The organism is Pararhizobium arenae (assembly GCF_001931685.1).
Classification (GTDB): Bacteria; Pseudomonadota; Alphaproteobacteria; order Rhizobiales; family Rhizobiaceae; genus Pararhizobium; species Pararhizobium arenae.
Genome location: NZ_MOOY01000003.1, coordinates 465,375 through 490,565, shown reverse-complemented (window position 1 = coordinate 490,565; position 25,191 = coordinate 465,375). Strand labels below are relative to the sequence as shown.

At 60.9% G+C, this 25,191-nt stretch carries 27 protein-coding genes; 12 read left to right on the top strand and 15 right to left on the bottom strand.

All coding sequences use genetic code 11. The features are described 5' to 3' along the window. The first annotated feature begins 113 nt into the window (after positions 1–113). Positions 114–257: a hypothetical protein gene (locus BLX89_RS24795; RefSeq protein WP_198935136.1), complete on the top strand. Its 144-nt coding sequence runs from the start codon at positions 114–116 to the stop codon at positions 255–257. 13 nt (positions 258–270) lie between these two features. On the opposite strand, the gene BLX89_RS08900 is transcribed toward BLX89_RS24795, so the two are convergent. Next, on the bottom strand, positions 271–1,035 hold the full coding sequence (locus BLX89_RS08900) for an SOS response-associated peptidase (protein WP_075290283.1): 765 nt from the start codon (positions 1,033–1,035) through the stop codon (positions 271–273). A gap of 79 nt (positions 1,036–1,114) precedes the next feature. Here BLX89_RS08900 and BLX89_RS08895 point away from each other — a divergent pair, with 79 nt between their 5' ends. The 9 genes from BLX89_RS08895 (at position 1,115) to BLX89_RS08855 (ending at position 7,112) form a co-directional block, all read left to right on the top strand. Next, positions 1,115–1,522: an NUDIX hydrolase gene (locus BLX89_RS08895; protein WP_143523555.1), complete on the top strand. Its 408-nt coding sequence runs from the start codon at positions 1,115–1,117 to the stop codon at positions 1,520–1,522. A 122-nt stretch (positions 1,523–1,644) separates the two neighbouring features. Next, a complete protein-coding gene (locus BLX89_RS08890; RefSeq protein ID WP_083637402.1) occupies positions 1,645–2,028 on the top strand; it encodes a TIGR02301 family protein in 384 nt (127 codons plus the stop codon). A 127-nt stretch (positions 2,029–2,155) separates the two neighbouring features. Next, complete coding sequence (locus BLX89_RS08885) at positions 2,156–2,425, top strand: hypothetical protein (RefSeq protein ID WP_143523554.1); 270 nt, start codon at positions 2,156–2,158, stop codon at positions 2,423–2,425. A 12-nt stretch (positions 2,426–2,437) separates the two neighbouring features. After that, positions 2,438–3,184: a hypothetical protein gene (locus BLX89_RS08880; RefSeq protein ID WP_075290281.1), complete on the top strand. Its 747-nt coding sequence runs from the start codon at positions 2,438–2,440 to the stop codon at positions 3,182–3,184. A 91-nt stretch (positions 3,185–3,275) separates the two neighbouring features. Further along, entirely contained in the window at positions 3,276–4,115 is an 840-nt protein-coding gene (gene ygfZ, locus BLX89_RS08875) for a CAF17-like 4Fe-4S cluster assembly/insertion protein YgfZ (RefSeq protein ID WP_075290280.1), read from the top strand. Next, a complete protein-coding gene (locus BLX89_RS08870) occupies positions 4,112–4,720 on the top strand; it encodes a YfbR-like 5'-deoxynucleotidase (protein WP_143523553.1) in 609 nt (202 codons plus the stop codon). Before ygfZ ends, BLX89_RS08870 begins: the two co-directional genes overlap by 4 nt. Position 4,721: 1 nt before the next feature. Beyond that, a complete protein-coding gene (locus BLX89_RS08865) occupies positions 4,722–5,261 on the top strand; it encodes a tyrosine phosphatase family protein (RefSeq protein ID WP_075290278.1) in 540 nt (179 codons plus the stop codon). Next, complete coding sequence (locus BLX89_RS08860) at positions 5,251–6,213, top strand: NUDIX hydrolase (protein ID WP_075290277.1); 963 nt, start codon at positions 5,251–5,253, stop codon at positions 6,211–6,213. The genes BLX89_RS08865 and BLX89_RS08860 overlap by 11 nt, the downstream gene beginning before the upstream one ends. Positions 6,214–6,287: 74 nt before the next feature. Further along, complete coding sequence (locus BLX89_RS08855; protein ID WP_075290276.1) at positions 6,288–7,112, top strand: mechanosensitive ion channel family protein; 825 nt, start codon at positions 6,288–6,290, stop codon at positions 7,110–7,112. Between the two features lie 29 nt (positions 7,113–7,141). Here the strand turns inward: BLX89_RS08855 and BLX89_RS08850 are convergent, their stop codons facing one another. The 6 genes from BLX89_RS08850 to BLX89_RS08825 all read right to left on the bottom strand — a co-directional run bounded on the left by BLX89_RS08850 (position 7,142) and on the right by BLX89_RS08825 (position 14,006). Beyond that, on the bottom strand, positions 7,142–7,654 hold the full coding sequence (locus BLX89_RS08850; RefSeq protein WP_075290275.1) for a superoxide dismutase family protein: 513 nt from the start codon (positions 7,652–7,654) through the stop codon (positions 7,142–7,144). Positions 7,655–7,790: 136 nt separating this feature from the next. Next, on the bottom strand, positions 7,791–8,489 hold the full coding sequence (locus tag BLX89_RS08845) for an EF-hand domain-containing protein (protein ID WP_158025948.1): 699 nt from the start codon (positions 8,487–8,489) through the stop codon (positions 7,791–7,793). A 229-nt stretch (positions 8,490–8,718) separates the two neighbouring features. Further along, positions 8,719–9,621 carry a carboxylating nicotinate-nucleotide diphosphorylase gene (gene nadC, locus BLX89_RS08840; protein WP_075290440.1) on the bottom strand — a complete coding sequence of 301 codons (903 nt, stop codon included), beginning with the start codon at positions 9,619–9,621 and terminating at the stop codon, positions 8,719–8,721. An 81-nt stretch (positions 9,622–9,702) separates the two neighbouring features. Continuing rightward, positions 9,703–11,301 (bottom strand): L-aspartate oxidase, encoded by a 1,599-nt coding sequence (locus BLX89_RS08835; RefSeq protein ID WP_075290273.1) that lies wholly within the window; start codon positions 11,299–11,301, stop codon positions 9,703–9,705. A 227-nt stretch (positions 11,302–11,528) separates the two neighbouring features. Continuing rightward, positions 11,529–12,605: a quinolinate synthase NadA gene (gene nadA / locus BLX89_RS08830; protein ID WP_075290272.1), complete on the bottom strand. Its 1,077-nt coding sequence runs from the start codon at positions 12,603–12,605 to the stop codon at positions 11,529–11,531. 165 nt (positions 12,606–12,770) lie between these two features. Further along, entirely contained in the window at positions 12,771–14,006 is a 1,236-nt protein-coding gene (locus tag BLX89_RS08825; protein WP_075290271.1) for an MFS transporter, read from the bottom strand. 290 nt (positions 14,007–14,296) lie between these two features. Here BLX89_RS08825 and corA point away from each other — a divergent pair, with 290 nt between their 5' ends. Further along, the gene (gene corA / locus BLX89_RS08820) at positions 14,297–15,289 is read left to right on the top strand and encodes a magnesium/cobalt transporter CorA (protein WP_075290270.1); all 993 of its coding nucleotides are present in this window, start codon (positions 14,297–14,299) and stop codon (positions 15,287–15,289) included. Positions 15,290–15,297: 8 nt separating this feature from the next. Here the strand turns inward: corA and BLX89_RS08815 are convergent, their stop codons facing one another. From BLX89_RS08815 to BLX89_RS24995, 6 genes are all read right to left on the bottom strand, one after another. Further along, on the bottom strand, positions 15,298–16,143 hold the full coding sequence (locus tag BLX89_RS08815; RefSeq protein ID WP_075290269.1) for an MOSC domain-containing protein: 846 nt from the start codon (positions 16,141–16,143) through the stop codon (positions 15,298–15,300). Positions 16,144–16,223: 80 nt separating this feature from the next. Then, positions 16,224–16,880, bottom strand: a complete 657-nt coding sequence (locus tag BLX89_RS08810) for an HD domain-containing protein (RefSeq protein ID WP_075290268.1) — start codon at positions 16,878–16,880, stop codon at positions 16,224–16,226. A gap of 30 nt (positions 16,881–16,910) precedes the next feature. Beyond that, positions 16,911–19,787 carry a DUF2339 domain-containing protein gene (locus tag BLX89_RS08805; protein ID WP_075290267.1) on the bottom strand — a complete coding sequence of 959 codons (2,877 nt, stop codon included), beginning with the start codon at positions 19,785–19,787 and terminating at the stop codon, positions 16,911–16,913. A gap of 70 nt (positions 19,788–19,857) precedes the next feature. Next, positions 19,858–20,385, bottom strand: coding sequence for a PaaI family thioesterase (locus tag BLX89_RS08800; protein WP_075290266.1), 528 nt, complete (start codon positions 20,383–20,385; stop codon positions 19,858–19,860). A gap of 28 nt (positions 20,386–20,413) precedes the next feature. Continuing rightward, entirely contained in the window at positions 20,414–21,100 is a 687-nt protein-coding gene (gene recO / locus BLX89_RS08795; protein WP_245292796.1) for a DNA repair protein RecO, read from the bottom strand. Next, entirely contained in the window at positions 21,003–22,517 is a 1,515-nt protein-coding gene (locus tag BLX89_RS24995) for a VpsF family polysaccharide biosynthesis protein (RefSeq protein ID WP_280950571.1), read from the bottom strand. The genes recO and BLX89_RS24995 overlap by 98 nt, the downstream gene beginning before the upstream one ends. Positions 22,518–23,091: 574 nt before the next feature. Between BLX89_RS24995 and BLX89_RS08790 the strand changes: the two genes are divergently transcribed. Then, a complete protein-coding gene (locus BLX89_RS08790; RefSeq protein WP_075290265.1) occupies positions 23,092–24,537 on the top strand; it encodes a glycosyltransferase family 4 protein in 1,446 nt (481 codons plus the stop codon). Here the strand turns inward: BLX89_RS08790 and BLX89_RS24790 are convergent. After that, complete coding sequence (locus tag BLX89_RS24790) at positions 24,522–24,695, bottom strand: hypothetical protein (protein ID WP_198935135.1); 174 nt, start codon at positions 24,693–24,695, stop codon at positions 24,522–24,524. The genes BLX89_RS08790 and BLX89_RS24790 overlap by 16 nt on opposite strands. 25 nt (positions 24,696–24,720) lie before the next feature. Continuing rightward, entirely contained in the window at positions 24,721–24,903 is a 183-nt protein-coding gene (locus BLX89_RS08785) for a hypothetical protein (protein ID WP_075290436.1), read from the bottom strand. Between the last annotated feature and the right edge of the window lie 288 nt (positions 24,904–25,191).

Here is a 25,191-nt window from a genome sequence, read left to right as displayed (position 1 = left end):
GCGGGGACACGCACAATATGGCCTGTTTCTTCCGTAACAATAAGATTACGCATCCGCTGCAAAAGTGGAGCGAACCAAAGACGGCTAGGGACACACCTCAAGGAGAGTTTGAAATGACCGTGCAGAAGAGCGACAAGGCCGAAAAACGCCCGACCGCCAATCTCATCGAACAGTACCGTCCCCTCGGCCTTAAGGCCGTACTCGCTGCGGCGCTGCAGCTGAAGCCAAAGCCCAAAAAGAAGCCACAGACCGCCTGAGCGGTCGACAGGCTTAAAAGAGCGAAAGCTGATCGCTGGTCTTCGGTTGAGGCTTGGCGGGCTGGAGCCTTTGCTTCGGCTCGACGGGATCTTGCAGGTCCGGCCCCATGTTGGCGACCTTGTTGACCTTGTCGGAGACCGCGATCGCTTCGAAATAATCGTCTTCGACAGGTGTGAGGAGATCGGCGACGTGCCGTGGCTCCTGCGTCTTGCAATCGAGCCAGCGTGAAAAATCCTCCGGCTTGATGACAACAGGCATGCGATCATGGATCGGCGAAATCGCGGCATTGGCCGCAACGGTCAGGATTGCGCCCGTATCGACCTCGGAACCGTCAGCCGAAGACCAGGTTTCCATCAACCCCGCGAAGGCGACGATGCCACCGTTTCTCGGCCGTATCCAGTACGCCTGCGACGGCTCGCCCGTTTCCTTCGCCGGGCGATGCCACTCATAAAAGCCGGATGCGGGGATAAGAACGCGGCGATGGCGCATGGCCGTCTTGAAGGATGCCTTGGAGGCGGCTGTTTCCGAGCGGGCGTTGATCAGCAGCGGAAAATCGCGTGGGTCCTTGACCCAGGACGGTGTCAGCCCCCAGCGCACCAATATGGCTTTGCGATCCGGCAGGTTGCTGCCCGGCGTTTGGCGATCGCCGGTCATCACGACGAGGATCGGCTGCGTCGGCGCGATATTGTAGCGCGCCGGGAAGTCCTCGGCTTCCATCAGCGCCATAAACTCGGCGAGATCTTTTGCCGTCGCCGTCAGTGAAAATCGTCCACACATGGTTTTCAGATGGCACTTCGCCTATGCTGGGTCAACAAAGGCCTGCGATTCTTTTCAGTGCGGTATTTTGAGTTCGTCCATGCCCCAGCTTGCCTCTTCTGCCATTCTCGAACGCGACGGCCGCTACCTGCTCGTCAGACGCGCCAACCCGCCGTCAGCCGATATGTACGCCTTTCCCGGCGGCCGCGCCGAACCGGGTGAAACGCCGGCGCAAACCGCGTTGAGGGAATTTGAGGAAGAAACCGGCATCGTCGCGCGCAACGCACGGCTTTTCGCGACCTACGACCTGCCGCCCCGCGCGTCCGATGACGAGCGCCATTTCTTCCTTTCCGTGTTCAAGGTCGATGCCGATTCCGATAGCATCGCGGTGGCCGCCGATGATGCGCTTTCTCTCGGCTGGTTCACCGCAAGCGAGATCGAAGCTCTTCCGGCACCCGACAGCGTGCGCGATTGCATCGACCGGCTGGAACGGGAAAGCGGACGATGAAGGATTTTAGCACCCACAGGAGCGTAATTGATTCGGCTCGCCTCAACCGAATCGAACGATGCGCCGCAGGTTTTCGCGCCCTGGTTTTTGGTGCCCTTGCTCTTGCCGTCGCCTTACCGGCGATGGCGCAGACGTCTGAGACCCCCTCCACGACATCCCCCGAGACCCCCGCCGCGACATCTGTGGAACCGGCGGAAAAACCGGCCCCTTACGATGCGCGTCTGCTCAGACTTTCGGAGATTCTTGGCTCGGTGCATTACCTGCGCGTGCTCTGCAAGGCGGGCGATCCGGATGACTGGCGGCAGGCGATGCAAGACCTTCTGAACAAGGAAGCGGCGGGCGAAGCTGTCCGAAAAGCGCGCCTGACCGCTTCCTTCAATCGCGGTTACAGGAGTTTTGCATCCGTTTATACCTCTTGCACCCCGGCGGCAGTGATGGCAGACCAGCGATACCGTGCCGAAGGAGCAACACTTGCGTCAGAAATTGTCGCCCGCTTCGGAAATTAAGGATTAATTAACCTCTTTCTTCACGACCCCGTGTCGTTTTGGGAAAAGGCTGCTAATCTCGTTAAGAGAGTGGTAAGAAGTGGTTCCGGGGTTAGTATCGGAATTCGGTTAAGAGCGTAGAATCTGCATGGAACGTATGATGGAACCAAGTCTCAACGACATCGACGACATGATCGTTCACGAGAAAATGCAGGCAGCGCTCGAACACCAGAATGAGGCTTGGGCCGACGGCATGGCCGATGGCATCGAGCCTGAAATCATTGCCGACGCGGCGATCGCGCTTGCCATGCGCGAGACCATTCGCCTTCATGGCGAAGATGGCGCTGAAGCAATGCTTACCTCCCTTCGCGAGCGTATGCTCGCTGGCGAATTTTCTCCAGGACGGACCCTGCAATAGGGCGAGGCAGACATGACGGGGCTGATACCGGTAAACCGGCCTTTTGCGGCAGGTCTCTGTGCCCTTTTGCTGGCGACGGCCAGCCTTGCGCCGTTCGTCGATAGCCGCCCCGCCTATGCCCTTAGCGAATTGAAGCGCGTCCCGGGCGACCTGCCCCCGGACGAGGAGCAGCCCGCCGAGGATGAGCCGGCCGAAGACACCGGCCAGCCGATGCGTATCCCGATGCCGGACCCGCTTGTGCAAAAGCCCGGCGTCGAAACCAAAGACGATTCGATCGAAGACGCGGCTCCCGCCGCCCCTGTCGAGGTTCTGTCGGACATTTCGAAAATCCCCGCACCGGTCGCGCGCATGCGCGAGTTGATCGTAGAGGCGGCCGCCTCCGGCGATATTGAGCGGCTACGTCCGCTGCTTGGCAAGGGGCCGACGCAGACCCAGGTCGGCGACGGTCAGGAGGACCCGATCGAGACCATCAAGGCGCTCTCCGGCGATGGTGAGGGACTTGAGATTCTGGCGATCATGCTCGACCTGCTCTCCACAGGTTTCGTCAATGTCGACAAGGACACACCCGACGAACTCTATATCTGGCCCTATTTTGCCGAAAAGCCTCTCGCATCGCTGACCCCGCCGGAAAAGGTGGACCTGCTGCGTCTCGTTACAGCAGGCGATTATGCCGGCATGGAAGAATTCGGCAGCTACAATTTCTACCGCATCGGCATCACGCCCGATGGCCAGTGGAAATTCCTTCAGGGCGGCGATTGAGCCGGGCAGAACCGAACGACCCGTCTGAAAGAGACTTGCCGAGCGACGCGCGGCGTCTTACCTGTTTCTTCCCGTCAAAAGGATAGACAACATGCAGCCCACCGCCCTTCCCGACCGCGCCCTCGTCTTCGTTTCGGGCAAGGATGCCGAGGACCTGCTGCAAAACCTGATCACCACCGACCTTGACCAACTGGCGTCGGACGAAGCCCGCCCGGGTGCCCTTCTGACGCCGCAGGGCAAGATCCTCTTCGATTTCATCGTCAGCCGCGACGGAGACGGTCTTCGGCTGGAAACCGGCATCTATCAGGCGGAAGCGCTTTTGAAGCGGCTCACCATGTACAAACTACGGGCCGACGTGAAACTCGATCTGCACATGCCGGCTTCGGTGTGGATTTCCGACGCTGCGCAGGAGGGATATAGCGATGTCCGCTTTGCCAAGGCGGGCACGCCGCTTTACCGGCATTACGGCGCAGCATCGACGGAAACCGGCGACAAGGGCTGGTACGATGCACTCCGCATCGCGTCCGGCATCGCCGTTGCCGGCGCCGACTACCCGCTTCAGGATGCCTTTCCGCATGATGTCTTGTTCGATCTCAATGGCGGGCTTTCCTTCAAGAAGGGCTGCTATGTGGGCCAGGAAGTCGTCTCCCGCATGCAGCATCGCGGCACGGCGCGTCGGCGCGTCGTCCTGGTCGCGGGTGAGGCGCCGCTTCCCGAGAGCGGCACGCCGATCACCGTCAATGATCGGCCGATCGGCACACTCGGCAGCGTTTCCGGCAGAAGCGGCCTTGCGATCGTGCGGATCGACAAGGCTGGCGAAGCGATTGCCGAGGGCAAGCCGATCAACTGCGGCTCAATTCCAGTTACCCTGACGCTGCCTTCCTGGACCGGACTTTCCTTCCCCAGCGCAGCCGACGAGGTGAGCGCCTGATGTCTGCGCGTGCCTGGCAGCGCATGCTTTCCGGGCGGCGTCTCGATCTGCTCGATCCCTCGCCGCTCGATATCGAGCTTGCCGATATCGCCCACGGGCTTGCCCGCGTCGCTCGGTGGAACGGTCAGACGGAGGGCGAGCATGCCTTCTCGGTCGCCCAGCATAGTCTTGTCGTCGAAGAAATCTTCCGTCGTCAGAACATCTGCAGCGCCGACGAGTGTCAGATGGCGCTTCTGCACGATGCCGCGGAATATGTGATCGGCGACATGATCTCGCCGTTCAAGGCCGTCGTCGGCGGTGGCTACAAGACGGTGGAAGCACGGCTTGAAAGTGCCATTCACCTGCGCTTTGGCCTACCCGCCATGACCCCGACGGAACTCAAGGAGCGCATCAAGAAAGCCGATCAGGTGGCGGCGTTCTTCGAGGCAACGCTGCTTGCCGGCTTCTCTCTCACCGAAGCCAAGAAATTCTTCGGCCAGCCGCGCGGCATTACCCGCGAGATGATCCCCATCGAGCCTATGTCGGCGATGAACGCACAGCGTCGGTTTGCGGAACGCTTCGCCGAGATCGAGGCCGCGCGCGCAACAGCCGGCGTGATATCCTGATATGGCGCTCATCGTCGTTTCACCTCTGGGCAGGATTGCGGAAATGGCCGTGCGGCATAAGTGCCGCGAGATGGTGAGCCTCGTGGCAAAGGAGCAGGCGTTTCATCGGCCGGGCGTGATCGATGCAAGCCGCCACGTGCTGCTCTCGATGAACGATATCGCCTTTGCCGGAACCGGCGGGCTGGTGGCACCTGCCGATGAGCATGTTTCCGAGATCATCAGCTTCGCTCGCACGTGGGATCGAAATTCGCCGCTACTCGTGCATTGCTGGATGGGTGTCTCGCGCTCGCCGGCCGCCGCACTGGTTGCAGCGCTTGCGGTCGAGCCCGATCAGGACGACGGCGCGCTCGTCCAGCGCCTGCGCGCAGCCTCGCCCTATGCCACCCCGAACACCAGGATCGTGGAAATCGGCGATCGTCTTCTGTCCCGGCAGGGAAAACTGGTGGCCGCCGTCAAGGCGATCGGCCGCGGCAAGGATACGGACGGCGACGTACCCTTCGTCTTCTCGCCCGTGCCGGAGGGAGTGACCGATGACGGCTGATTCCGTCGAGATCGGCCTCAATGCGGCGATCGTTGCGGTCAACAACCGCTCGCCGCTCATCCTTGCAGTAAACGACGGCGCAGACGAGCGCGACGCCTTGCCCTTCGGCCCATTCGATCCGGCTTTGCATCGAACCTTCGAGACCAGCCTGCGCGCCCGTGTGGAACAGCAGACGGCGCTCGATCTCGGCTATATCGAACAGCTCTACACCTTCGGCGATCGTGGGCGGCACCGGCTGCCCGGTGAAGACGGCAAGCACATGGTCTCGGTCGGCTATCTGGCGCTGACCCGGACGGATGCCGAGAACAATGCCCGGCTTGCGGAAGCCGGCGCCTCGTGGCGCGACTGGTACGGCTACCTCCCATGGGAGGACTGGCGGCAAGGTCGCCCCGATGTCATCGACCGCGTCATCCTGCCCGCGCTGTCGCAATGGGAGACGGGCGGCAGCGCCGACGAGCGGCTTGGGCTGCCGCAACGACGCACGCGTATTCGCCTTGCTTTCGGCGTCGGAGATTTTCCTTGGGACGAGGAGCGCGTGCTGGAGCGCTACGAGTTGCTGTACGAGGCCGGTCTGGTCGCGGAAGCCATTTCCGACGGCCATTGCAAAAGCGGCGGTCTGCCCGTGGTCGGTCGCGCCATGCGCCACGACCATCGCCGGATTGTCGCAACCGCGATTGCGCGCCTGCGGGGCAAGATCAAATACCGCCCCGTCATCTTCGAGCTCATGCCGCCGGAATTTACCCTGACCGACCTTCAGGCGACGGTGGAAGCGATCTCCGGCCGACATCTTCACAAGCAGAATTTCCGCCGGCTTGTCGAAGGTGCGGAGCTTGTCGAGCCGACGGGCATGATGTCTGCCGCGACGGGGGGCCGCCCTGCTGCCCTCTTCCGCTTCCGCCGCCAGATTCTGAGCGAACGCCCCGCGCCCGGACTGAAGCTCGGCGGCCGCTGATCATTTTTGGGGTTGATCCCTGTCCCTGCTACTCCATCTCCCGAAGCACGAAAACTTCAGGACTGGAAGACGGTATGGAACAGCAGGCCAGCGACGTTATCATTGCCACACGCACGGCACTCAGCCAAGCGAGTGCCTTGGCGGTCCAATATTCATTCTCCGTCATCGGCGCGATCATACTGCTGTTTGTGGGATGGATAATTGCCCGACTGCTGCACAATTGGGCCTACTCCGGTCTGTCACGGGTGCGAGGGATCGACGAGACGCTCGCGCGGTTCTTTTCGAACATCCTGCGCTATGCGGTGCTGATCCTCGTTTTCATCACGGTTCTCGGGCAGTTCGGCGTTCAGACGGCCTCGATCATCGCCGCCGTCGGTGCCATCGGCCTGGCCATCGGTCTTGCCCTCCAAGGCACCCTCCAGAACATCGCCGCCGGCATCATGTTGCTGGTGCTCCGCCCCTTCCGTGTGGGTGAATCGATCGAGACGCCGGCGGTGAGCGGCACCGTGACGGAAATCGGCCTTTTCGCCACCGAATTACGCACGGCTGACGGGCTTTACCGGCTGGCGCCGAATTCCATTCTCTGGAACGTACCGGTGACCAACTACAGCCGCGAGCGGCTGCGCCGGCATGAGCTTTCCGTGACGCTGCCGAATGAAGCCCATATCGAGGCTGCCAAGGCAAAGCTGGTCGAGATCGCCTCTGGAGACAGCCGGATCGAGCAGACCCCGGCTCCGTCGGCCTTTATCGCAGAGCTTGGCACGGACACCACGAGCCTCACGCTTCGCTACTGGGTTGCGACCGGTGCATGGTGGGCGACGACACGGGACATGCTGGAGCGGGTGAAGCAGACCTTTTATGCGGCAAAGCCCGAAGAAGCGGCGCCCCCTGCAGAGTAGTAAGGAAAAGCGCCGCCTGTTCACCCCGCTTACCTGATCGGCGCACAGGCCAGACGTTCGCCGGCATCGCCCGTTGGCTGGCTGCGATTGTCGTCAGACTTTGCGTGGATCATCAGCGCGCGACCGCGCACACCGGTCGTATCGTCATCGAGGCGAATGAAGCTGTTGAAGACCTGAGCCCGCATCACACCGTCGGAACCGACATATTGATTGGGCATGTCGCCGGCGTGGGGACCGTTCGCGGCAAGAAATCCATGTTCCGTCTTGCCAGGATTGAAGTGGCCACCGGCGGATTCATGTCCGTGCGTGGCATCGCATTCACCGGTTTCATGTACATGGAAGGCAACCCAGGTGCCGGGCGGCAGTCCCGTGACTTCCGCTTCGATCAGCACGCCGTCCTTTCCGGCGGTCAGCGCGGCACGGCCGGTTTCCTTGCCATCCTTGCCGACAAATTCGGCGGTCGCAGTCTGGGCGGATTGCTGGGCAAGCACGGGTGTTGCCGCACATATGGCGACTGCCGCCGTCAAAACGAACCGTTTCATGATAGTTCCTCCAATCATTGAGCAGATACGATCAAGCCCAACGTGCGGGAGGCACGGCTGTTCCCACAGGAAACGGAAAGGCCGGGATCCGTTGCCCCGAAACCCGGCCTCATGTGTCGATACTGCAAGCCGCGGGTCAGGCGGCAAGCAGCGTCTCGGTTGTGTCCAGATCGCTACCGCTGTTTTCCTTGTACGCCTCGATGGCGGACAAAAGCTGGTCAAGCAGGCTCTGGATCGTCTCGGCAGCACTATCGGAACTCGTGCTTGTGCTATCGGTTTCCGAGGTTTCTTCCGCCGGCGGTGGCATCATGCCAGGGGGCGGACCGGCAGGCCGGTTTGCTTCCATTGCCGCGGAAAACTGCTCTTCGCTCAATGCGCCGGTACCTTCGCTATCGAGGCGGGCGAAGAAATCGGTGGCCTGCTCCTCACTCACGTTTTCGGGACGGGCGGCCACGAACTCGGCCTCCGTCACCGAACCATCACCGTCCGTATCCATGTCGGCAAACATGTCCGACGATGACGGCGGCTGCGGCCGTTCGGTTCCCTGGGTCTGCTGGAGCATGTCCAGTATCTTCGCCATCATTTCACCGGACAGCTTGGCCGACGTGCTGTCGGCGGCGCTTTCCGAGCCGGCGACATACTCGTCATAGGTCAACGCGCCGGTGCCGCTGGTGTTCAGGCTGCCGAAAAGGGTGGCGGACTGTTCGGCCGTGACATCCGACGGACGGCCTGTGGAAAACTCATCCTGGCTGACGGTCCCGTCACCGTTCTTGTCCAGACTGGTAAACATACTCTGGTACTGATACGCACTCGTGCCTGTCGAGACACTCAACATAAAGCTCTCCTTTTCGAGATCCTCGTGTAAGACTGTGTATCCGCCATACGCGATATGAAAAGGGGACATGAACCGATGTAATACGGTTCATGTCCTACGTCAAAATTATTTGTTTATCACTATAATATACATTTGACATCGCTCGAATCAGGAAATCATTAACCACTATTTCCTGCGATATCCAAATATTTCCGTATGTATACGAAATATATCCACGCGTTTCGCGTCATCAACTGATGACGATATCAAGGCCGATATCGAGCGTCGGGGCGGCCATAGTGATCTTCGATGTCGAGATATAATCGACACCGGTCTCGGCGATATCTCGGATGGTCTTGAGATTGACGTTGCCAGAGGCTTCCAGCTTCGTGCGGCGCGGATCGGCGACGTAAGCATGCTCGTCAAGCGACCAATGGGCGGCGTTGATCGCCACTGCTTCGCGGAGCATCTCCGGCCCCATGTTGTCGAGCAGGATCACATCCGGGCTTGCCGTCAGCGCCTCGCGCATCTGATCCAGGCCATCGACCTCGATTTCGATCTTCACGAGATGGCCGCAATAGGCGCGTGCGGCCTCGACCGCGCTCGCCACACCGGCTGCAACGGCAATGTGGTTGTCCTTGATCAGCACGGCATCGTCGAGGCCGTAACGATGGTTCGAGCCGCCGCCGAGACGAACGGCATATTTTTCCAGCCCGCGCAGGCCAGGGATGGTCTTGCGGGTGCAGCAGACGCGAGCCCGGGTATGGGCGATTTCGGCTGCGAAGGTCGCCGTATAGGTGGCGACGCCGCTGAGGTGCATCAGGAAATTCAGGCCGACGCGCTCGGCAGAGAGCAGGCCGCGGGCCGGGCCGCTGACGCGGGCGATCGCCGTCCCCGGCGAAACCCGGTCGCCATCGGCGAGCAGCGCTTCGAAACGGATCGTGGGATCGACGAGACGGAAGGCGGTGCGGGCCAGTTCCAGGCCGGCAATCACGCCCTCCTCGCGCGAGGTCATCTCGGCGGTCGCGACCATATGCGGCGCGATCGTCGCATAGGTGGTGATATCACCGGCGCGGCCGAGATCTTCGAGAAGGGCGAGGCGAACCTGCTCCTCCACCATGAGAGCCGGCAGTTCGGGACGAAGCGGGGTGATGGTCATGAAAGCGGCCCTGTAGTTTTTTTGGGAGAAGAATGCCCGCGAAGAGCGGCACGGTCGTACTTTTGCTAAAGCGGTTCAGGCCGGCTCCAACTCCGTCACCTCGGCAATGATGCGCTCGGCGTCGGCGAGGGTCAGGAAGCTGCGGTGTTTCCATTCGGCGCGCGGTTCAGGCCAATCGGAACGATAGTGGCCACCGCGGCTTTCCGTTCGCTGCAAGGCGGCGGCGGCCATCAGCTTTGCAGTCGCCAGAATGTTGGTGAAGCGCAGGCGGGTGTTTTCCCGCTCCAGCGTGGAGATCTCGCGGATCGCCCGCGTCAGGCTCTCGCGGCTGCGGATCACGCCGACATTCTCGCTCATAACGAGGCGCAGACGCTTCAGCGCCGGACTGTCTTCCAGCGTCACCGGATCATCGTTTTCGCCGGCATTGCCGCCCCAGTCGGTGATCTTCGGCTCCGGCAGCATGCCCTTGATGTTTTCAGCGATACGGGCGGCAAACACGACGGCTTCGAGCAGCGAATTCGACGCGAGCCGGTTGGCGCCGTGAACGCCGGTCGACGTCACCTCGCCAGCCGCCCATAGGCCGTCGATCGAGGTGCGGCCCGCAGCATCTGTCAGCACGCCGCCCATATGATAGTGCACGGCTGGAACGACCGGGATGGCTTGCGTGACGGGATCGATGCCGGCCGCCACGCAGGAGGCGTAAACCGTCGGGAACATATCCGGGAAATGTTTGCCGACCGCCTTGGTGCAATCGAGGAAGGCGCCGCGCCCGGCTTGAACCTCGGCGAAGACACCGCGCGAAACGATATCGCGCGGGGCAAGCTCGGCATCGGGATGGATATCGAGCATGAAACGGCGCCCGGCGCTGTTGATGAGTTGCGCGCCATCACCCCGAAGGGCTTCGGTGGCAAGCGGCGCCGGATCGCGGCCAATGTTGATCGCTGTCGGGTGGAACTGGACGAACTCCGGATCGGCGATGATGGCCCCCGCCCGCGCCGCCATGCCGACGCCCTGGCCGCAGGCCTCGGTAGGGTTGGTCGTAACCGCGAAAAGATGGCCGACGCCGCCCGAGCACAGGATGACAGCGCGGGCGGGGAACGACACACGCTTCTTAGATTGGCCGGCATCCGGCCGGGCGATGACGCCCGCGATAAAGCGGCCTTCGCGCACCAGATCTTCAACGACATAGCCTTCGAGAACGCGGATGGAGGGCGTCTTGCGAACAGCCGCGATAAGCGCCTCCATGATCGCCTTGCCGGCCATGTCGCCCTTGACGCGCACGATACGGCGCTCGGAATGGGCGGCTTCGCGCGACAGGATCAGCTTGCCTTCGAGATCGCGATCGAAGGGAACGCCGTATTCTAAGAGATCGTGGATGCGCGCCGGGCCTTCTGCGACCATCATGCGGGTCATCTTTTCATCGACGATACCGGCACCGGCGACAAGCGTATCGGCCACATGCTTGTCGATCGTATCGCCGGGGCTCATCGCCGCGGCAATGCCACCCTGCGCCCAGGCGGAGGATGCACCATGCCCTATGGGGGCGGCGGCGAGGATGGTGACGGGACGCGGAGCAAGTTTCAGCGCGCAGAACAGGCCGGCAAGACCACCACCGACGATGACGATATCATCGATGCCGTTGAAGGATTGCGGGCGGAAATGGTCTGTCAGCATGGCTGGAAGCTCCGGTGGTCTCGGACTGATCTCCCCGCTTGAGGGGGAGATGTCACGACGTAACAGAGGGGGGTGTTTCCGCATGCTCGGGCGGCAAGGATGCCCCCCTCTGCCCTGTCGGGCATCTCCCCCTCAAGGGGGGAGATCGCAAGAGGCAAGCTCCGAACCCTAAATCCAGTCATTGTCATCGTTCCCTCCCGAACAACGCGCCGTAGCACAGTCGGTCGCTACTGCTTCAGGTTCACCATCCGCTCGACGGCGAGGCGGGCGCGATCGGCGATGGCCGGATCGACAAGCACCTCCTCCGTCATGAACAACAGGCTGTCGAGGATCTTCGGCAGCGTGATGCGCTTCATGTGCGGACAGAGGTTGCACGGCTTGACGAAATCGACGCCCTCGACCTCCGCCTGGATGTTCGATGCCATGGAGCACTCGGTGACGAGCAGCACGCGCGGCGGGCGCTTGTCCTTGACGTAGTTGATCATGCCGGCGGTGGAGCCTGCGAAATCGCAGACGGCAATCACGTCCGGGTGGCATTCCGGATGGCCGATGATCTCGATGCCGGGATTGGCATCCTTGTAGGCAAGCAGTTCCGCAGCCGTGAAGCGCTCATGCACTTCGCAGTGGCCCTTCCATGTGAGGATCTTCTTGTTGGTCTGCTTGGCGACATTCATCGCCAGATATTCGTCGGGAATGCAGAGGACCGTATCGCTTTCCAGGCTTTCCACGACAGAAAGCACGTTGGACGAGGTGCAGCAGATATCGGTTTCCGCCTTCACGTCGGCAGAGGTGTTGACATAGGTGACGACCGGTACGCCCGGATAGCGCTGTTTCAGCAGACGCACATCCGCGCCGGTGATCGATTCCGACAGGGAACACCCGGCCTTGGCATCCGGGATAAGGATGGTCTTTTCCGGGTTGAGCAGCTTCGAGGTCTCGGCCATGAAATGCACACCGCACTGCACGATGATCTCGGCATCGATCTTGGTGGCGTCGCGCGCCAGCTGCAGCGAATCGCCGACGATATCGGCGACGCAGTGGAAGATATCTGGCGTCTGGTAGTTATGGGCGAGGATGACGGCGTTGCGCTCGCGCTTCAGCCGGTTGATGGCGGCGACATAGGGCGCATAGACCGGCCATTCGAAGGCAGGGATGAAATCTTTGACGCGCTGGTAGAGATGCTCCGTCTCCGCGGCGATGGCCGGCGTGAAGGTCAGGTCCGGCCGCTCGATGATGCCGAAACGTTCGGCCGCAGTCATCGGCTTCAAGGTGCCCGTGCCGCTGATGTTTTCGACGACGCTCATCGCTCCCACCTTCTTCCGCCCCTCCGGCGGAAATCTATTTTGCTCAAGTTGAGCATAATAGGACCAAAAGAAAACCGGCGGTGCCGGTCATGTGGATTTAGAAAGTTTTGTGACGGTTTTCAAGATTGCCTCCCGATTTTTCATCGGGAGGCAATGGGGGTTCGCTCAGGCGATCGCGGGACGCACGACCGGCTTTTCCTGTATCGGCCAGTGAACGATGGCGGCGAAGATGCCGAGCGCCACCCCGAACCACCAGACCGGATCGTAGGAACCGAAATGGTCGTAGAGATAACCGCCCATCCACACGCCTAGGAAAGAGCCGACCTGGTGCGACAGGAAGACGATGCCGCCGAGCAGGCCGAGATGGCGCGTGCCGAACATGATGGCAACCAGCGCATTCGTCGGCGGCACGGTGGAAAGCCAGAGCAGGCCCATGACGACGGCGAAGACAATCACCGACAACGGCGTCTGCGGCAACAGAAGGAAGGCCGTGACCGCAATCGAGCGGCCGATATAGATCAGCGCCAGGAAATAGGGCTTGGAATATCTCTGGGCGATGACGCCGGACGATAGCGAGCCGATAATGTTGAAGAAGCCGATGAGAGCGAGCGCGATCACGGCGTAACGCGCATCAATGCCGAGATCGCCGATATAGGCGGGGAAATGGGCGGTGATGAAGGCCACCTGATAACCGCAGACGAAAAAGCCGGAGATCAGCAGCAGGTAGCTCTTGTGCGAAAGGGCTTCCTTCAGCGCTTCGCCGATCGACTGTTTGTACTGGGCTTCCTTCTGCGAGCCGGAAGACGCATTGCCACGCAAGGGAATGGCGACCAGCGGCACCAGCAGCATGAGCACGCCGAGGTAGACGAGGCTGTCCTGCCAGCCATAGGTCGAGATCAGTGCCTGGCTGAGCGGCGCAAACAGGAACATGCCGGCGGAGCCTGCCGCAGTGCCGATGCCAAAAGCCATGGACCGCTGCTGCGGCGTGACGTTGCGGGCAAAGGCCGAAAGCACGATACCGAAGGAACCGGCGCCAACGGCAAGACCGACAAGCACGCCACCACCGATATGCAGCCAGATCGGCGCATTGGCAAACGCCATCATGATCAGGCCGATGGCGTACAGGATGCCGGAGATGCAGAGCACCCGCCATGTGCCGAACTTATCCGCAATCGCACCAAATAAGGGCTGACCGAGGCCCCAGCACAGGTTCTGCAACGCCATGGCGAGGCCGAAGGTGGTTCGATCCCAGCCGGTATCGGCCAGCATCGGCAGCTGGAAAAAGCCCATGGCCGAGCGCGGCCCGAAGGTGAGCATCGCGACGAGAGAACCGGCGATGATGATCAGCCAGGGCATGCGAGCGGCACTGGTTTGCGCGGTGGATGGCGATACGGCCGACATGGGGGTTCTCCGGAAATTTCGAAGCCGCAAATTACGTCCAGATATCGATCAGCAAAAGCGAAATAAATTGACCGATCGATCATTTACCTTGATAGCGCGCTGCGGCTCGCAGCCGGCTTGACGGTGGCAAGTTTTTGTATCATTTCCACGGCGGGCGTCATTCGGCGCTAACGTCAAACGGACACAATCAATGGACACCGACAGTCGATTATCGACCGCAATGGCACGATCTGTCCGGTAGCAAGCACGTCGCGCTTCGCTCCGGCCGGCAGATGCCGAAGGAGTGAACGATGCTGCAAGTTTATGCCCGCAAGGCTGAGCGCTTTTGCCTGCGCCCTGTTTCCAACGCCGCCATCGAGCAGGCGATCTCCCCTGCCCTCTGGTATGACCTGCTGGACCCAACGCCTCAGGAGGTTGCAGAAGTCGAGGCAGCCCTTCACATCACCATTCCGACCCGTGAGGAGATGGAAGATATCGAGCTTTCCGCACGACTCTACCAGGAGGACGGCGCCGAGTTCATGACCCTGACGGCGCTCACCCATGTCGATACAGACGAACCGGCAAAGATGCCGGTCACCTTCATCCTGCGCGGTCCAACGCTGGTGAGCGTTCGCTACGCCGAAGCCAAACCCTTCGCCGCATTTTGCAACCGTGCGCTGCGCGGGAACGGCTACAGCTACGAAACCGGCGAGGATGTCATGCTCGGCATCATCGAGGCGATCATCGACCGTATGGCGGATGTGCTGGAGCGGCTCGGCAACGAGATCGACGGCCTTTCACGCGAAGTGTTCCGCGGCAAATCGCGGTCTTCCGCCAAAAAGACGCGGGACCTCGAGGCACTGATCGAACAGCTGGGCCGCAAGGGCGACTTCCTGAGCGGCGTGCGTGAAAGCCTCGTCAGCATCTCGCGGCTTGTCGCCTATCATGCCGCAATCGAGAACCCGGTGCGCAAGCCGTCAAAGGAAACACGCCAGTTGATGAAGCTGGTGCAGCGGGATGCGTCGTCGCTTGGCGACCATGCCACGTTTCTTTCGGGCAAGATCAACTTCCTGCTCGATGCGACGCTGGGGCTGATCAATCTGGAGCAGAACCAGATCATCAAGATCTTCACCGTCGCGTCGGTGGTTTTCCTGCCGCCGACGCTGGTCGCCTCGATGTACGGCATGAACTTCGAGCTGATGCCGGAACTTCAATGGCGCCTCGGCTATCCGTGGGCGATCGGTTTGATGATCTTCTCCGCGTTGATGCCGTTTTTATACTTCAAGCGGCGCGGCTGGGTTTAGGCCCGAACCTAGGCGCGGATCTTCATAGGCCAACGTTCGGTGCGCGTCTTCAGGATGCGCACCTCGTCGCCCAGACGCACGGCGCCGCTACTGCGCGCGACTGCATTCCAGCCGAAGAGCACGCCGGGTACCCGGCGGTCTGCAGACATGCGTTTCTCGGCCAATCCCTGAATAGGATTGCCGCCGACGCGCTCGCCGGTGATCTGGTCTTGCGTCGTCATGATGCAGCGCGCACAGGGCTTGACGAGATCGAAGACAATGCCGCCGATCTCGACGCTCTCCCAGAAATCTTCGTCCCAGGGCTCGTCGCTGTCGATGAGGATATTGGTGCGGAAACGGTCCATGCCGACCGGCTCCTGCCCTTTCGCGATCAGCGAGACGTTGAGATCAGCAAGCGAGGCCATGGTGGTGATGAGGATGGGAAAGCCATCGGCGAAGCCGACGGGCGCGGCTTCACCCGCCCATTCCTCGCCCTCGACGCGGCTTGCCCGCTCGTCCATGTGGACAAGTTTGACGGGACGACCGAACCAGCCGGACAGCGTCGCGTTGACATCGTCCGAGGCAACAGCGGCGTTGACCCCGCTCGACCAGATACGGACATCCATGCGGACTGCAGGATCAAAGGTGACGGTAAGCTTGCGGCCGCCCATGGCGAGGCTGACACCGTTCGGCACATGCGCTGCCTCGACCTGGGCAAGGCTTTGTAATTCGCGCTGCGTTATGAAGCGCCCGTCGGGATCGATCAGCATGAAACGCCGATCGCCGCGCAAGCCGTCGCGATCGATATCGACGATTTCGCGGGCAATGGCCCGGCCGCTTTTCAGCGGGTGAATGTTCAATCCAATGACCTGCAAAGCCCGCCTCCGTCCGTTGCCATTCCGATTCAAGATGCTGGCAAACCGATTCCGCACATCCCGCCAGCGCCCTGAATTGGCTATATTTCTTCAAGCAGCATGGCAAGCACCTGCGAGAGTTTCGCCTGCCGCTTCTCTGCAAGCTCCCGCCCCGCGCCGGTCTGGAAACCATCAGCCAGCCGAAACAGCTTGGTTTCGAAATGATCGATTGCAAAAGCCTTGTCGTCGAGCGGTCTTTTTTCCGCAAGCGGATCGAGCGGATCGTAAAGCGCGCTTCCCATACGTCCGGCAATGTAGAAGCATCTGGCCGCGCCCACCATGCCGATCGCATCCAGGCGGTCGGCATCCTGCAGGATTTTTGCCTCCAGCGTTTCAGGCGCGATGCCGGCAGAAAAACTGTGGGTCAGGATGGCATGGCCGACGGCATCGATATCCTGTGACAGCCACCCGAGATCAGCAAGCAGGCCACGCGCCTTTTCGGCAGCAAGCCGGGAAGCCTGCGATCTCAGGGGCGAGTTCTTTTCCACGGCGACGCAATCGTGCAGCAGGACGGCAGCGGCGAGAATGCGTATGTCGCCGCCCTCCTCGGCCCGGATGGCACATGCGTTCTTCCACACCCTGAGCAGGTGCGCGACGTCATGGGAGCCGTCATTGCCGGAAACGGCGTGGGGCAAGAGATCGGCGGCAATATCTTCGGCAGGCGCGAAGGCGGCAACAAGCGAGGCTGAAACGGTCATGACATATCCGGCACGAGAAACGGTTAGCGCTTATTTGGCTGTCGTCGGCTCGGTGTCTACCGGAGCCTCCGACTTCGCCGACAATATGCGCTGGTAGAACAGACCTATACCGATCAACACGACGCCTAGACCGATGAACGACAGCGCTCTCAGGAAGCCTTCGAGATTGGCCATATCGATCAGGAAGACCTTGATGACGGCGATGAAGACAAGAACTGCCGAGGTGATCCGCAGGCTCTTGGCATCATAGCGCGAACCGACTGCGAGCAGGATCACACCCAGCAACAGCCAGACGACGGAATAGGTGTATGTTTCTGCCTGCAGAAAACCGTTCCAGCCGGCGATGGCCTCTCCCTGCCAGAAGCGCCGGACAGACAGCGTCGCCCAGGCAAAAATCAACAAGACGCCGGAAACGGCGAGCGCCATCACATAGGGCAAGGGCCGGCGATGGCGGGCGTAGCGGGCGAGCACACCGTAACCGACACCCGGCAACAAATAACCGATCAACAGCAGGTCAAAGACCGGAAAACGGCCGAGCCTTTCGCCGCTGAAATACGGATTGAGATAGAAAAGGTGGGCCGACAAAACGGAAAGCATCGACCAGACGCCAACTGCCATGCCGCCATAGCGGAAGATCGGGCTCGGGGAACGCAGATCGAGCATCAGGAAGATGCCAGAAGCGCCGATTGCCAGGAGCGTGTAAATCGCTTGCTCCGCAAGGGTTGGGGCCGCGCTGTCGAGAACCCCGTCATTCATGGCATGGCGAACGAGGATGGCCGCCGTCAGCAGGACGAAGATGCTTGCCAGCGCCTGCAGAAGATTTCGCACGCGGATATCCGGCCATGTCCGAAGGGCATAGGCAGAGATCACGAGCAGCAGCGCGGGAATGCCATAACCTGGGAGAAGTGCATTGAAGATCGGCGTGCGACCGAGCTCGGATGTACCGACAATCGTCGGATCCCAGGCAATCCGCGCAAGAACGACGAGTGCCGCTCCGACCATCATCCACGGTAGCGCCCTCCAGCTTCGGACGCGGAGAGCCGCGACGTAAACTACGCCCACCACCGCGATCGATACCGTGGTGACAAGCCCGTTCGTCAGAGCATGCAACGCGATGACGAACTGGCCGAGGGAGCCGGCCAGCAGGAAGGCCTGCATCCAGATGAGACCCCTTTCATCCGCACCGCGGCGCACGGCGCCTTCTGCAAGACCGATCAGGACGAGACCAAGGAGAATTGAAATGCCCCCGTGGAGGGCATCGAAGAAGAGATTTCCGGTCATGATCAGCGATGTCGCCATCAGCGCTGCCGGGGCGGCCGCCGCAATAGCTGACCAGCATACTGCAAACACCGGTCGCGAGGTGGCCCGCAAGATCAGGACCAAAGCGGCGAGCAGCACAAAGCAGGCCGAGAGCACGAAGGCGGCAGGCTGCGCGTCGGCTGCGGTCTCTGAAACGGCAGAAAGGCTGGGATCGGCGAGCGTGACGAGATCATGGATCGACGTCATACTCCACAAACCGAGGATGGCGGCAAGCGCCGCGCCGATGGCCGCATAGACCGCATTTTCCCTGACGGCGCCAAGCGCGGCGAGAGCGGCAACGATAATAACGAAGCCGCTGACGGCATAGCCGGACGACGTGAAGAGCGGCCCGACCAGGCCAAGTGCGACGAGCAGAGCGGAAATCGCGGCGGTGACCGTCACCGCGGCGAACGGCGGCTGCAATATGCATGACCAGTCAAGCGACGCCGCGGGTATCGGCGACGAGGATTGAACCGGAATGTCTCCTTCGTTCAAAGCCTCGACGTCTTCTTGCGGTGCCGGTCCGGGCTCCTCTTGCCGCGCTCCGATCAGCGCCGCCTGCTTCTGCAAAAGTGGAGCAGCGGCGGGCCAGACAAGGCCAACGCCGGCGATCATGACCAGCATGGCGGACACGATCGGAGAAACGTCGAAGGGAACAGACGATGCGATGTAGGCCAGCGACCAGAGACAAAGACCGATATTGCCGATGGCCGGCACGACCGACCATCGCCGCAGCCGCGCTGCCAGAAGGGTCGCAAGCCACGCGACGGCCAGATACGAAAACAGCACCCAGGGCCTTGGGCTTTCGGAGGCGATCAATGCAGGCGCGAGCATCGCGGCAAGAAGGCCCAGCCCCGCAAGCGCCTGACCATGGAGAAGCGACAGTCCGACCGTTGCAAGCGAAACAAGTCCGAGCAGCAGGAACGCCGGAGCGGCCCCGATAAAGCCGTAGATGCCATGTGCCGCATAAACCGCGCCGAACAGCGTGACGGCACCGGCTGCGGTGAGGATGCCGGGGATCATCGCGTTGTCGAACTGGCCTGCCCCGAAGCGGCCGGGCAAGCTCGCCCCGCGACGGATGACTTCGCCTGCCGCGACAAGAAGAAGGCCGAAGACGGCAGCAAGGACCAGGCGCACGGCGGGGCTCAGCAGTCCTGCCTCGATCGAATAGCGCACCATGAACACGCCACCGAGGGCCAGCGCAATGCCGCCGACCCAGACAGCCCATCGCGCTCCAAGGCGGCTTTCAAGGCTCTCCTTCGGGCGCGGCGCAGCCGCATCGACCGTAGACGCCGGCTCCGGCATCTTACCCCAAGGCTCGCCGCGGGATGCACGTTCGACAGTTTCCTGCAGATAGGGTTCATCGTGCGCTGCGGCTTGGCCACTGTCCGCTCCGGCCACGACGGCCTCTTCATCGCCGTCCGGGCTGGCGGCCGGTGTTTCAACCGCGCTTTCCAGCGAAACGGGAAGCACCGCGCTCTCTTGCAGGCGCTTCAGTTCGCCCCTGATCGCATCGAGTTCCGTTTCCAGCCGCTCGGCCGTGCGGCGGTTGTTCATGAACGCCAAGATGGCCAGAACGAAACCGACCAGCGCTACGATCTCGATCATGCTTCCTCCTCAACTAACCGGCCGGAGACGACGACGCATTTCATCTTCCCTCACGCGCGGACGAACACATTCATTCGCCGATGCGGCCACCCCGCATCATATTCTCCATCGGGAAAATGGCGCAGGTTTCCGTGCCATGGGCAAGCAGTTTGCCGCCGGCATCCTTCAGCCAGCACTCGGACGTGGCAATCGTGCGGCCGCGATGGACGATCTTGCCCTCGCAGAACACCTCGCCCATGCCCGGCAGCAGCGGGCGCACGAGGTTCACCTTGAACTCGACGGTCGTGTAACCTTCGCCGGGCTTCAGCGTGGTCATGACCGCGCAGCCAAGGGCGGAATCCATGATGGTGGCGCTCCAGCCGCCATGCACGGTGCCGAGCGGATTGAGGTGCTCGCTGGTTGGCAGCCCGCGAAACAGAACCCTGCCCTCCTCGACCTCATCCAGCGTGAACTTCAACGTCGCTGCCATCGACGGCGCCGGATAGGTTCCCTCGAGCAATCGCTGCAAGGCTTTCAGCCCGCCGTCGCGCGCGACCTCGGCCAGGGGCAATGTGCCAATGCCGGGGACGGTGACGCCGGGATAGATTTCAACTGTCATGGGAGCCTCGTGGAGAGAATGAAAGGTTTCATTGGGCTGCCGGCGTTTGCTGCCGCAGCGCCTTCAGGGCGGACTGGATAAAGCCGTCGCGGGCAGCCGGCAGGACAATTCCGCGCGGTTCGTAGACATGGCGATTGAGGAAATGGGCCGTCATGCGGAAGGCCGCAAGCAGGCTGTCGTGATCTGCAGCCCTTGCGCAGTCTGAAAGAAAGGCGGGAAGCGCCAGCATGCGATCCGCATAGGGCGCGCCGGCATCGCGGCTGACGGCCCGGCCGGATTTCGGAGAAACATAAACAAGATCGGAGCGCGTGCCGGTTGCCGCGCATTCGTTGAGATCCAGCCCGAAACCGAGGTCGTTGAGAACGGCGATTTCGAAACGTACGAAGAGTTCGCCGGCATCGGCAGGGTTGTCGAGATGCTCAAGAATAACCGACAGCGCATCGTGCAGATACGGATGGGGATCGCGTTCCGGCAAGAGACGAAGCAGGGCCGCCATGGCCTGAACGCCATAAACGGCGGTTGCGCTCTCCATAAGCTGCGCTGCCCGCAACCGCACGGGCTCGATCCGGAACTCGCCCATATGCTCTTCCAGCCGCGCGCGCCACGTTACCTCGACGTCATTTCCCGGCTGAAGCACCGGCTGCATCATCCGCGAACGACCCGAACGCACCATACCCAGATGACGCCCATGGGAGCGGGTCATCACTTCGGCGATGACCGAGGTTTCGCCATGACGCCTGACGCCGAGAATGATGGCCTGATCTCTCCACTGCATGGGGCGAACATATAACGCTTGTTTCACCCGCCACAAGCGCAGCTGAACCATGGGCCGGCAAAGCGCTGACTTTCGGACGGAACGCAAAGCGCCGGAAGGCGGAGGCGCGCTTCCGCGAAATCACAGTCCTCTTTTCCATCGGCGCGGGGACGCGGGCACAGACGAGGATCACGAGCATCTGCGACACCAGCAACGACTTCGAACCAATCGAAAGCGAGGTCCAGCTGGCAAGCGTGAAATAAAGGACGACGACATTAGAACCAGCGAAGGCGTCTTTCGCGAAACGGGACAAGAGGTGCCACACGGCGATCAGCAACATGAGCGCCAGCGGCAAACCATAGGCTATCGTCATTGCAACGGGCGCGCTTTCAAAGCCGAAAGGTGTTTGCAGCATGGCATGATAAGCCCGGCGCGTGTCGGGCTCCATGCCGATCATCCACTGCAACGGCGTCAGCTCTGCTAGGACGATGGCGGATGCCAGACGTGCCTGGTCGCTCTTGGCCGACGAGACGAAACGCGCAAGCAGCGGATCGGCGATGCCGGAGGAAACGACGACCCCGACACCGATTAAGCCCAGACAGGCCAACAACATCGCGCGACGGCTGACGAGAAGCCTGACTTTGGAGAGCAGCCCGAAGCGTCGGACGAGAAAGAACGCAACCAGGCAGCAGCACAGAACGAGCGCTGCCCGTCCGCCGAAAACGAACATCGCGGCAAAATGCAGGACCGCCTGACACAGCAGCCGAAAGCTCAGCCCACGAGAAACGAGATGTGAAACGCTTATCAGCAGAACCGCGCCGGTCAGCAAGGCGTTGATCAGCGGATGCCCGAGCAGCGCGGTGGGGCGGGCGTCGAAGGTGATCAACTGATCGGCCGCATAAAACGGCAGCAGCCTCCAGCCCGACAGAAATTCGGCAAGCCCGAGGGCCGAATTGGCCACGAAGAACAGCTCCAGAAACCTTCCGACCGCGACAAGTGCACCGGCGCCCGCAAATTGCAGAACATATGCCAGCATGGCCGGGGCGAGAAACGTTATGACGATCGAGGAAAGATCACCGCCGCCGCTGCGGGAAAGCATGGCGACGACGATCAGGACGGCTGCGGCAACGGCGAGCGGAAGCCGCCAGCTTCCCTTTATCCAGGCGGGAACTGCACGGCGCGCACCGTCGCGCAAAAGTGCAGTCATGCAACACAGGAGGCACAGCAGGTAAAAGGAAGGATGCAGCTTTTCCCAGAAACTGCCCGCACCGCTCATGTAACGCACGCCGAAACCGAACAGCAGATTGTTCGACAACAGAAACAGGCAAGGAGCGAAAAGCCATATCGACGCCTGGAACACAACACGCCCCACAAGCATAAACAACCATAGACTGCACACTGCACCACAGCGAGTGGCGTTCGTAAAGATGCTTGTGACGTTACGATCGAGGAAAGCCGTCCGCACGACAAAAAATTCCAGCCGACCCTTCATCGCAACCGAATGGCGAAAATTCGAATCAAATGGCTTGCAATCGTTTTATACCTATACGAGTATAAGTTTCAGCAGGGGACTGACCACGGAAATGAAGAAGAAGGACTGTCATGCGCGCAAGCGCTTGACAGAAAGCCCATTAATACTCGGCGGTTGTCGCAACTGCGATGAGCTTTTTGAACCTTGGGATTGCGGAAAGCGTGATCTCCAGATGATTATACGATGTGTCCATAACCCATTCGTGAGATCAGGGACTCACGGATGAGTAGCATTCAATCCATCATGTGAAGTAACCTGACCATCCGACTTCTCCCGGTGAGACGCGCGGAAAAGCATATTTTTGCGCCCGCAAAAATGCCAGACGCATACAACCTGTGAACGTTTAGCCGCCGAAGGTTGGGAAACCTCGGTATCGGTCCTCCGTGCGCCTGTTCAGGCTCTCACCGACATTGGAAGCGTGATGAAGATCGACGTATTCATGATGGGACTTCGCCATATCCACGCAACACAGGGCGGCATTGAAACGCATGTTCGGCATCTGGCGAACGAAATGGCCGCGCAGGGACTGAATATCGCGATTGCAGTGAGAACACGGGATTTCGCGCGAAGCAGGCGGCAAACCTCCGGTGGGTTTCAGCCCAAAGGACAGCGGAACGGAGAAGACATCGGGATCGGCTTAGCGCGGGGACACACCACGACGGAGACCGGCACAGGCCTTCAAAGGCCCCTCTCGCCGACGGCTGGGGATAACAATGACGCGGCCGCTGCCATCAGGATCGTCCCGATCTGGGCGCCCCGCATCGTCGCGTTGGATGCCATCCTTCATAGTCTCCTGTGTGTTTTCTACGCAGCCATTACGCGTCCTCGCATCGTCCATATCCATGGGATCGGGCCCGGCCTTGTCACGCCGATCGCGTGCTTGCTCGGTTTAACAGTCGTGGCAACGCATCATGGTCAGGATTATCAGCGAGAAAAATGGGGATTGGTGGCCAGAGCCGCTCTGCGACTTGGAGAATGGATGCAGTCAAAATTCGCGACGACCATTATCTGCGTATCCCGCTCCCTCCGGGACACGCTCAAAAACCGCTACGACCGCAACTATATCTACGTGCCGAACGGTGTTCACGCACCGAGGGAGTTGTCCTCCTTGGCCCCGCTGGAAAGTCTTGGACTAACGCCCGGCGCTTACATTCTGAGCGTCGGCCGGCTGGTTCCGGAGAAGCGGCACGGGGATCTGATCGACGCTTTCGTCGCGGTGGAAAAAATTCCCGATTTAAAATTGGTGATCGTCGGTGAAGGCAAATCCAGATATGCGGATTGGCTGAAGCGCAAGGCTGCGAACGCGCCAAATGTCGTCATGGCCGGCTACCGAGGAGGTAAAGAGCTTGAGGCTCTTTATGCCAACGCGCTTGTTTTCGCACTCCCCTCAAGCCACGAAGGCCTGCCGATTGTGCTGCTGGAAGCGATGGCCCATGGATGCGAGATCATCGTCAGCGATATCGCGCCCCATCGCGAACTCGGCTTTACCAGCGGCCGCTATCACGGCGTCGGAGACATCCCTTCACTGAGTGCCAGGATCACCAACGTTGCTCTGCGAGGCACGCTGAAAGGCGAACGATGCGACTGGAGCAGCCTGTTGCATCATTATCGCTGGTCGTCTGTTGCGCAAAAGACTGTCGAGATTTTCGGCTCTGTCGATCCAAGGATCGGGCCTAGTTCGTCCGGGAAAGAAAGGGCATTATCCATGCGAGCAGCGCGGCCACAGGTTGATCCAGGCGATGCTGGCGGGTCTGGCGCTTCAATTTCGAAAGAACCGATCCACCCGTACAATCATGACTGGGAGCAACTCCGGGCGAGAAACGGGAGTATAGCCGAACACAGATCTCCCGATCAGCTCATCGACTGACGCTGCAGCGTCACGAAGAGAACAAGACCGGCACCCTGCTTGCCGATGCCGAGCGTCGTCGCCTTGCTGTAGGCCATTGCGCCCACCGGTGCCATCAGCATTGTTGCCAGAAGGAACATCCGGAAAGCGATCGTGGCTGAGGTCAGTAAGGTGGACATGGCGGTCCCTCGATGAGAAATCTTGTTAGAATTTTGCCGTGGCAAGCTTGGTCTGGCAGAACTGGGCGGTGTGCGCAGTGCAATCGGCAATGGACCCGGCATAGCTGCGGCGGCGCTGCGTGTCGGCGCTGACTGCGGCGGCGAGCATCAGAGCAAAAACAACCATGAGCATGCTGATGATGGTAAGGCGGCGAGCGAGGATATCCATGGTTTTGTCCGTGTTCTGCGAGTGGTTCACTTCGATGAGACCCTTTTCGCATATGCAAACTGAACTGTTTCTGAGATTCCGGTTCATCTCCCGTTCATCTTCGCAAGGCCGGTATTCATACTTCGGTGTCCCGGCGAGCCGGCTTATCGCTTAGCCAGAGCGCGCAAGGCGAAAAGATAAATGAAAAAATCATTCTGAAACAAATATATAGCCGCGATTCAACTGCCATTGTTCATTTGCCGTCCTACAAACCGCGCCTCACTCCGACGGCAACAAAAACCGATCTGG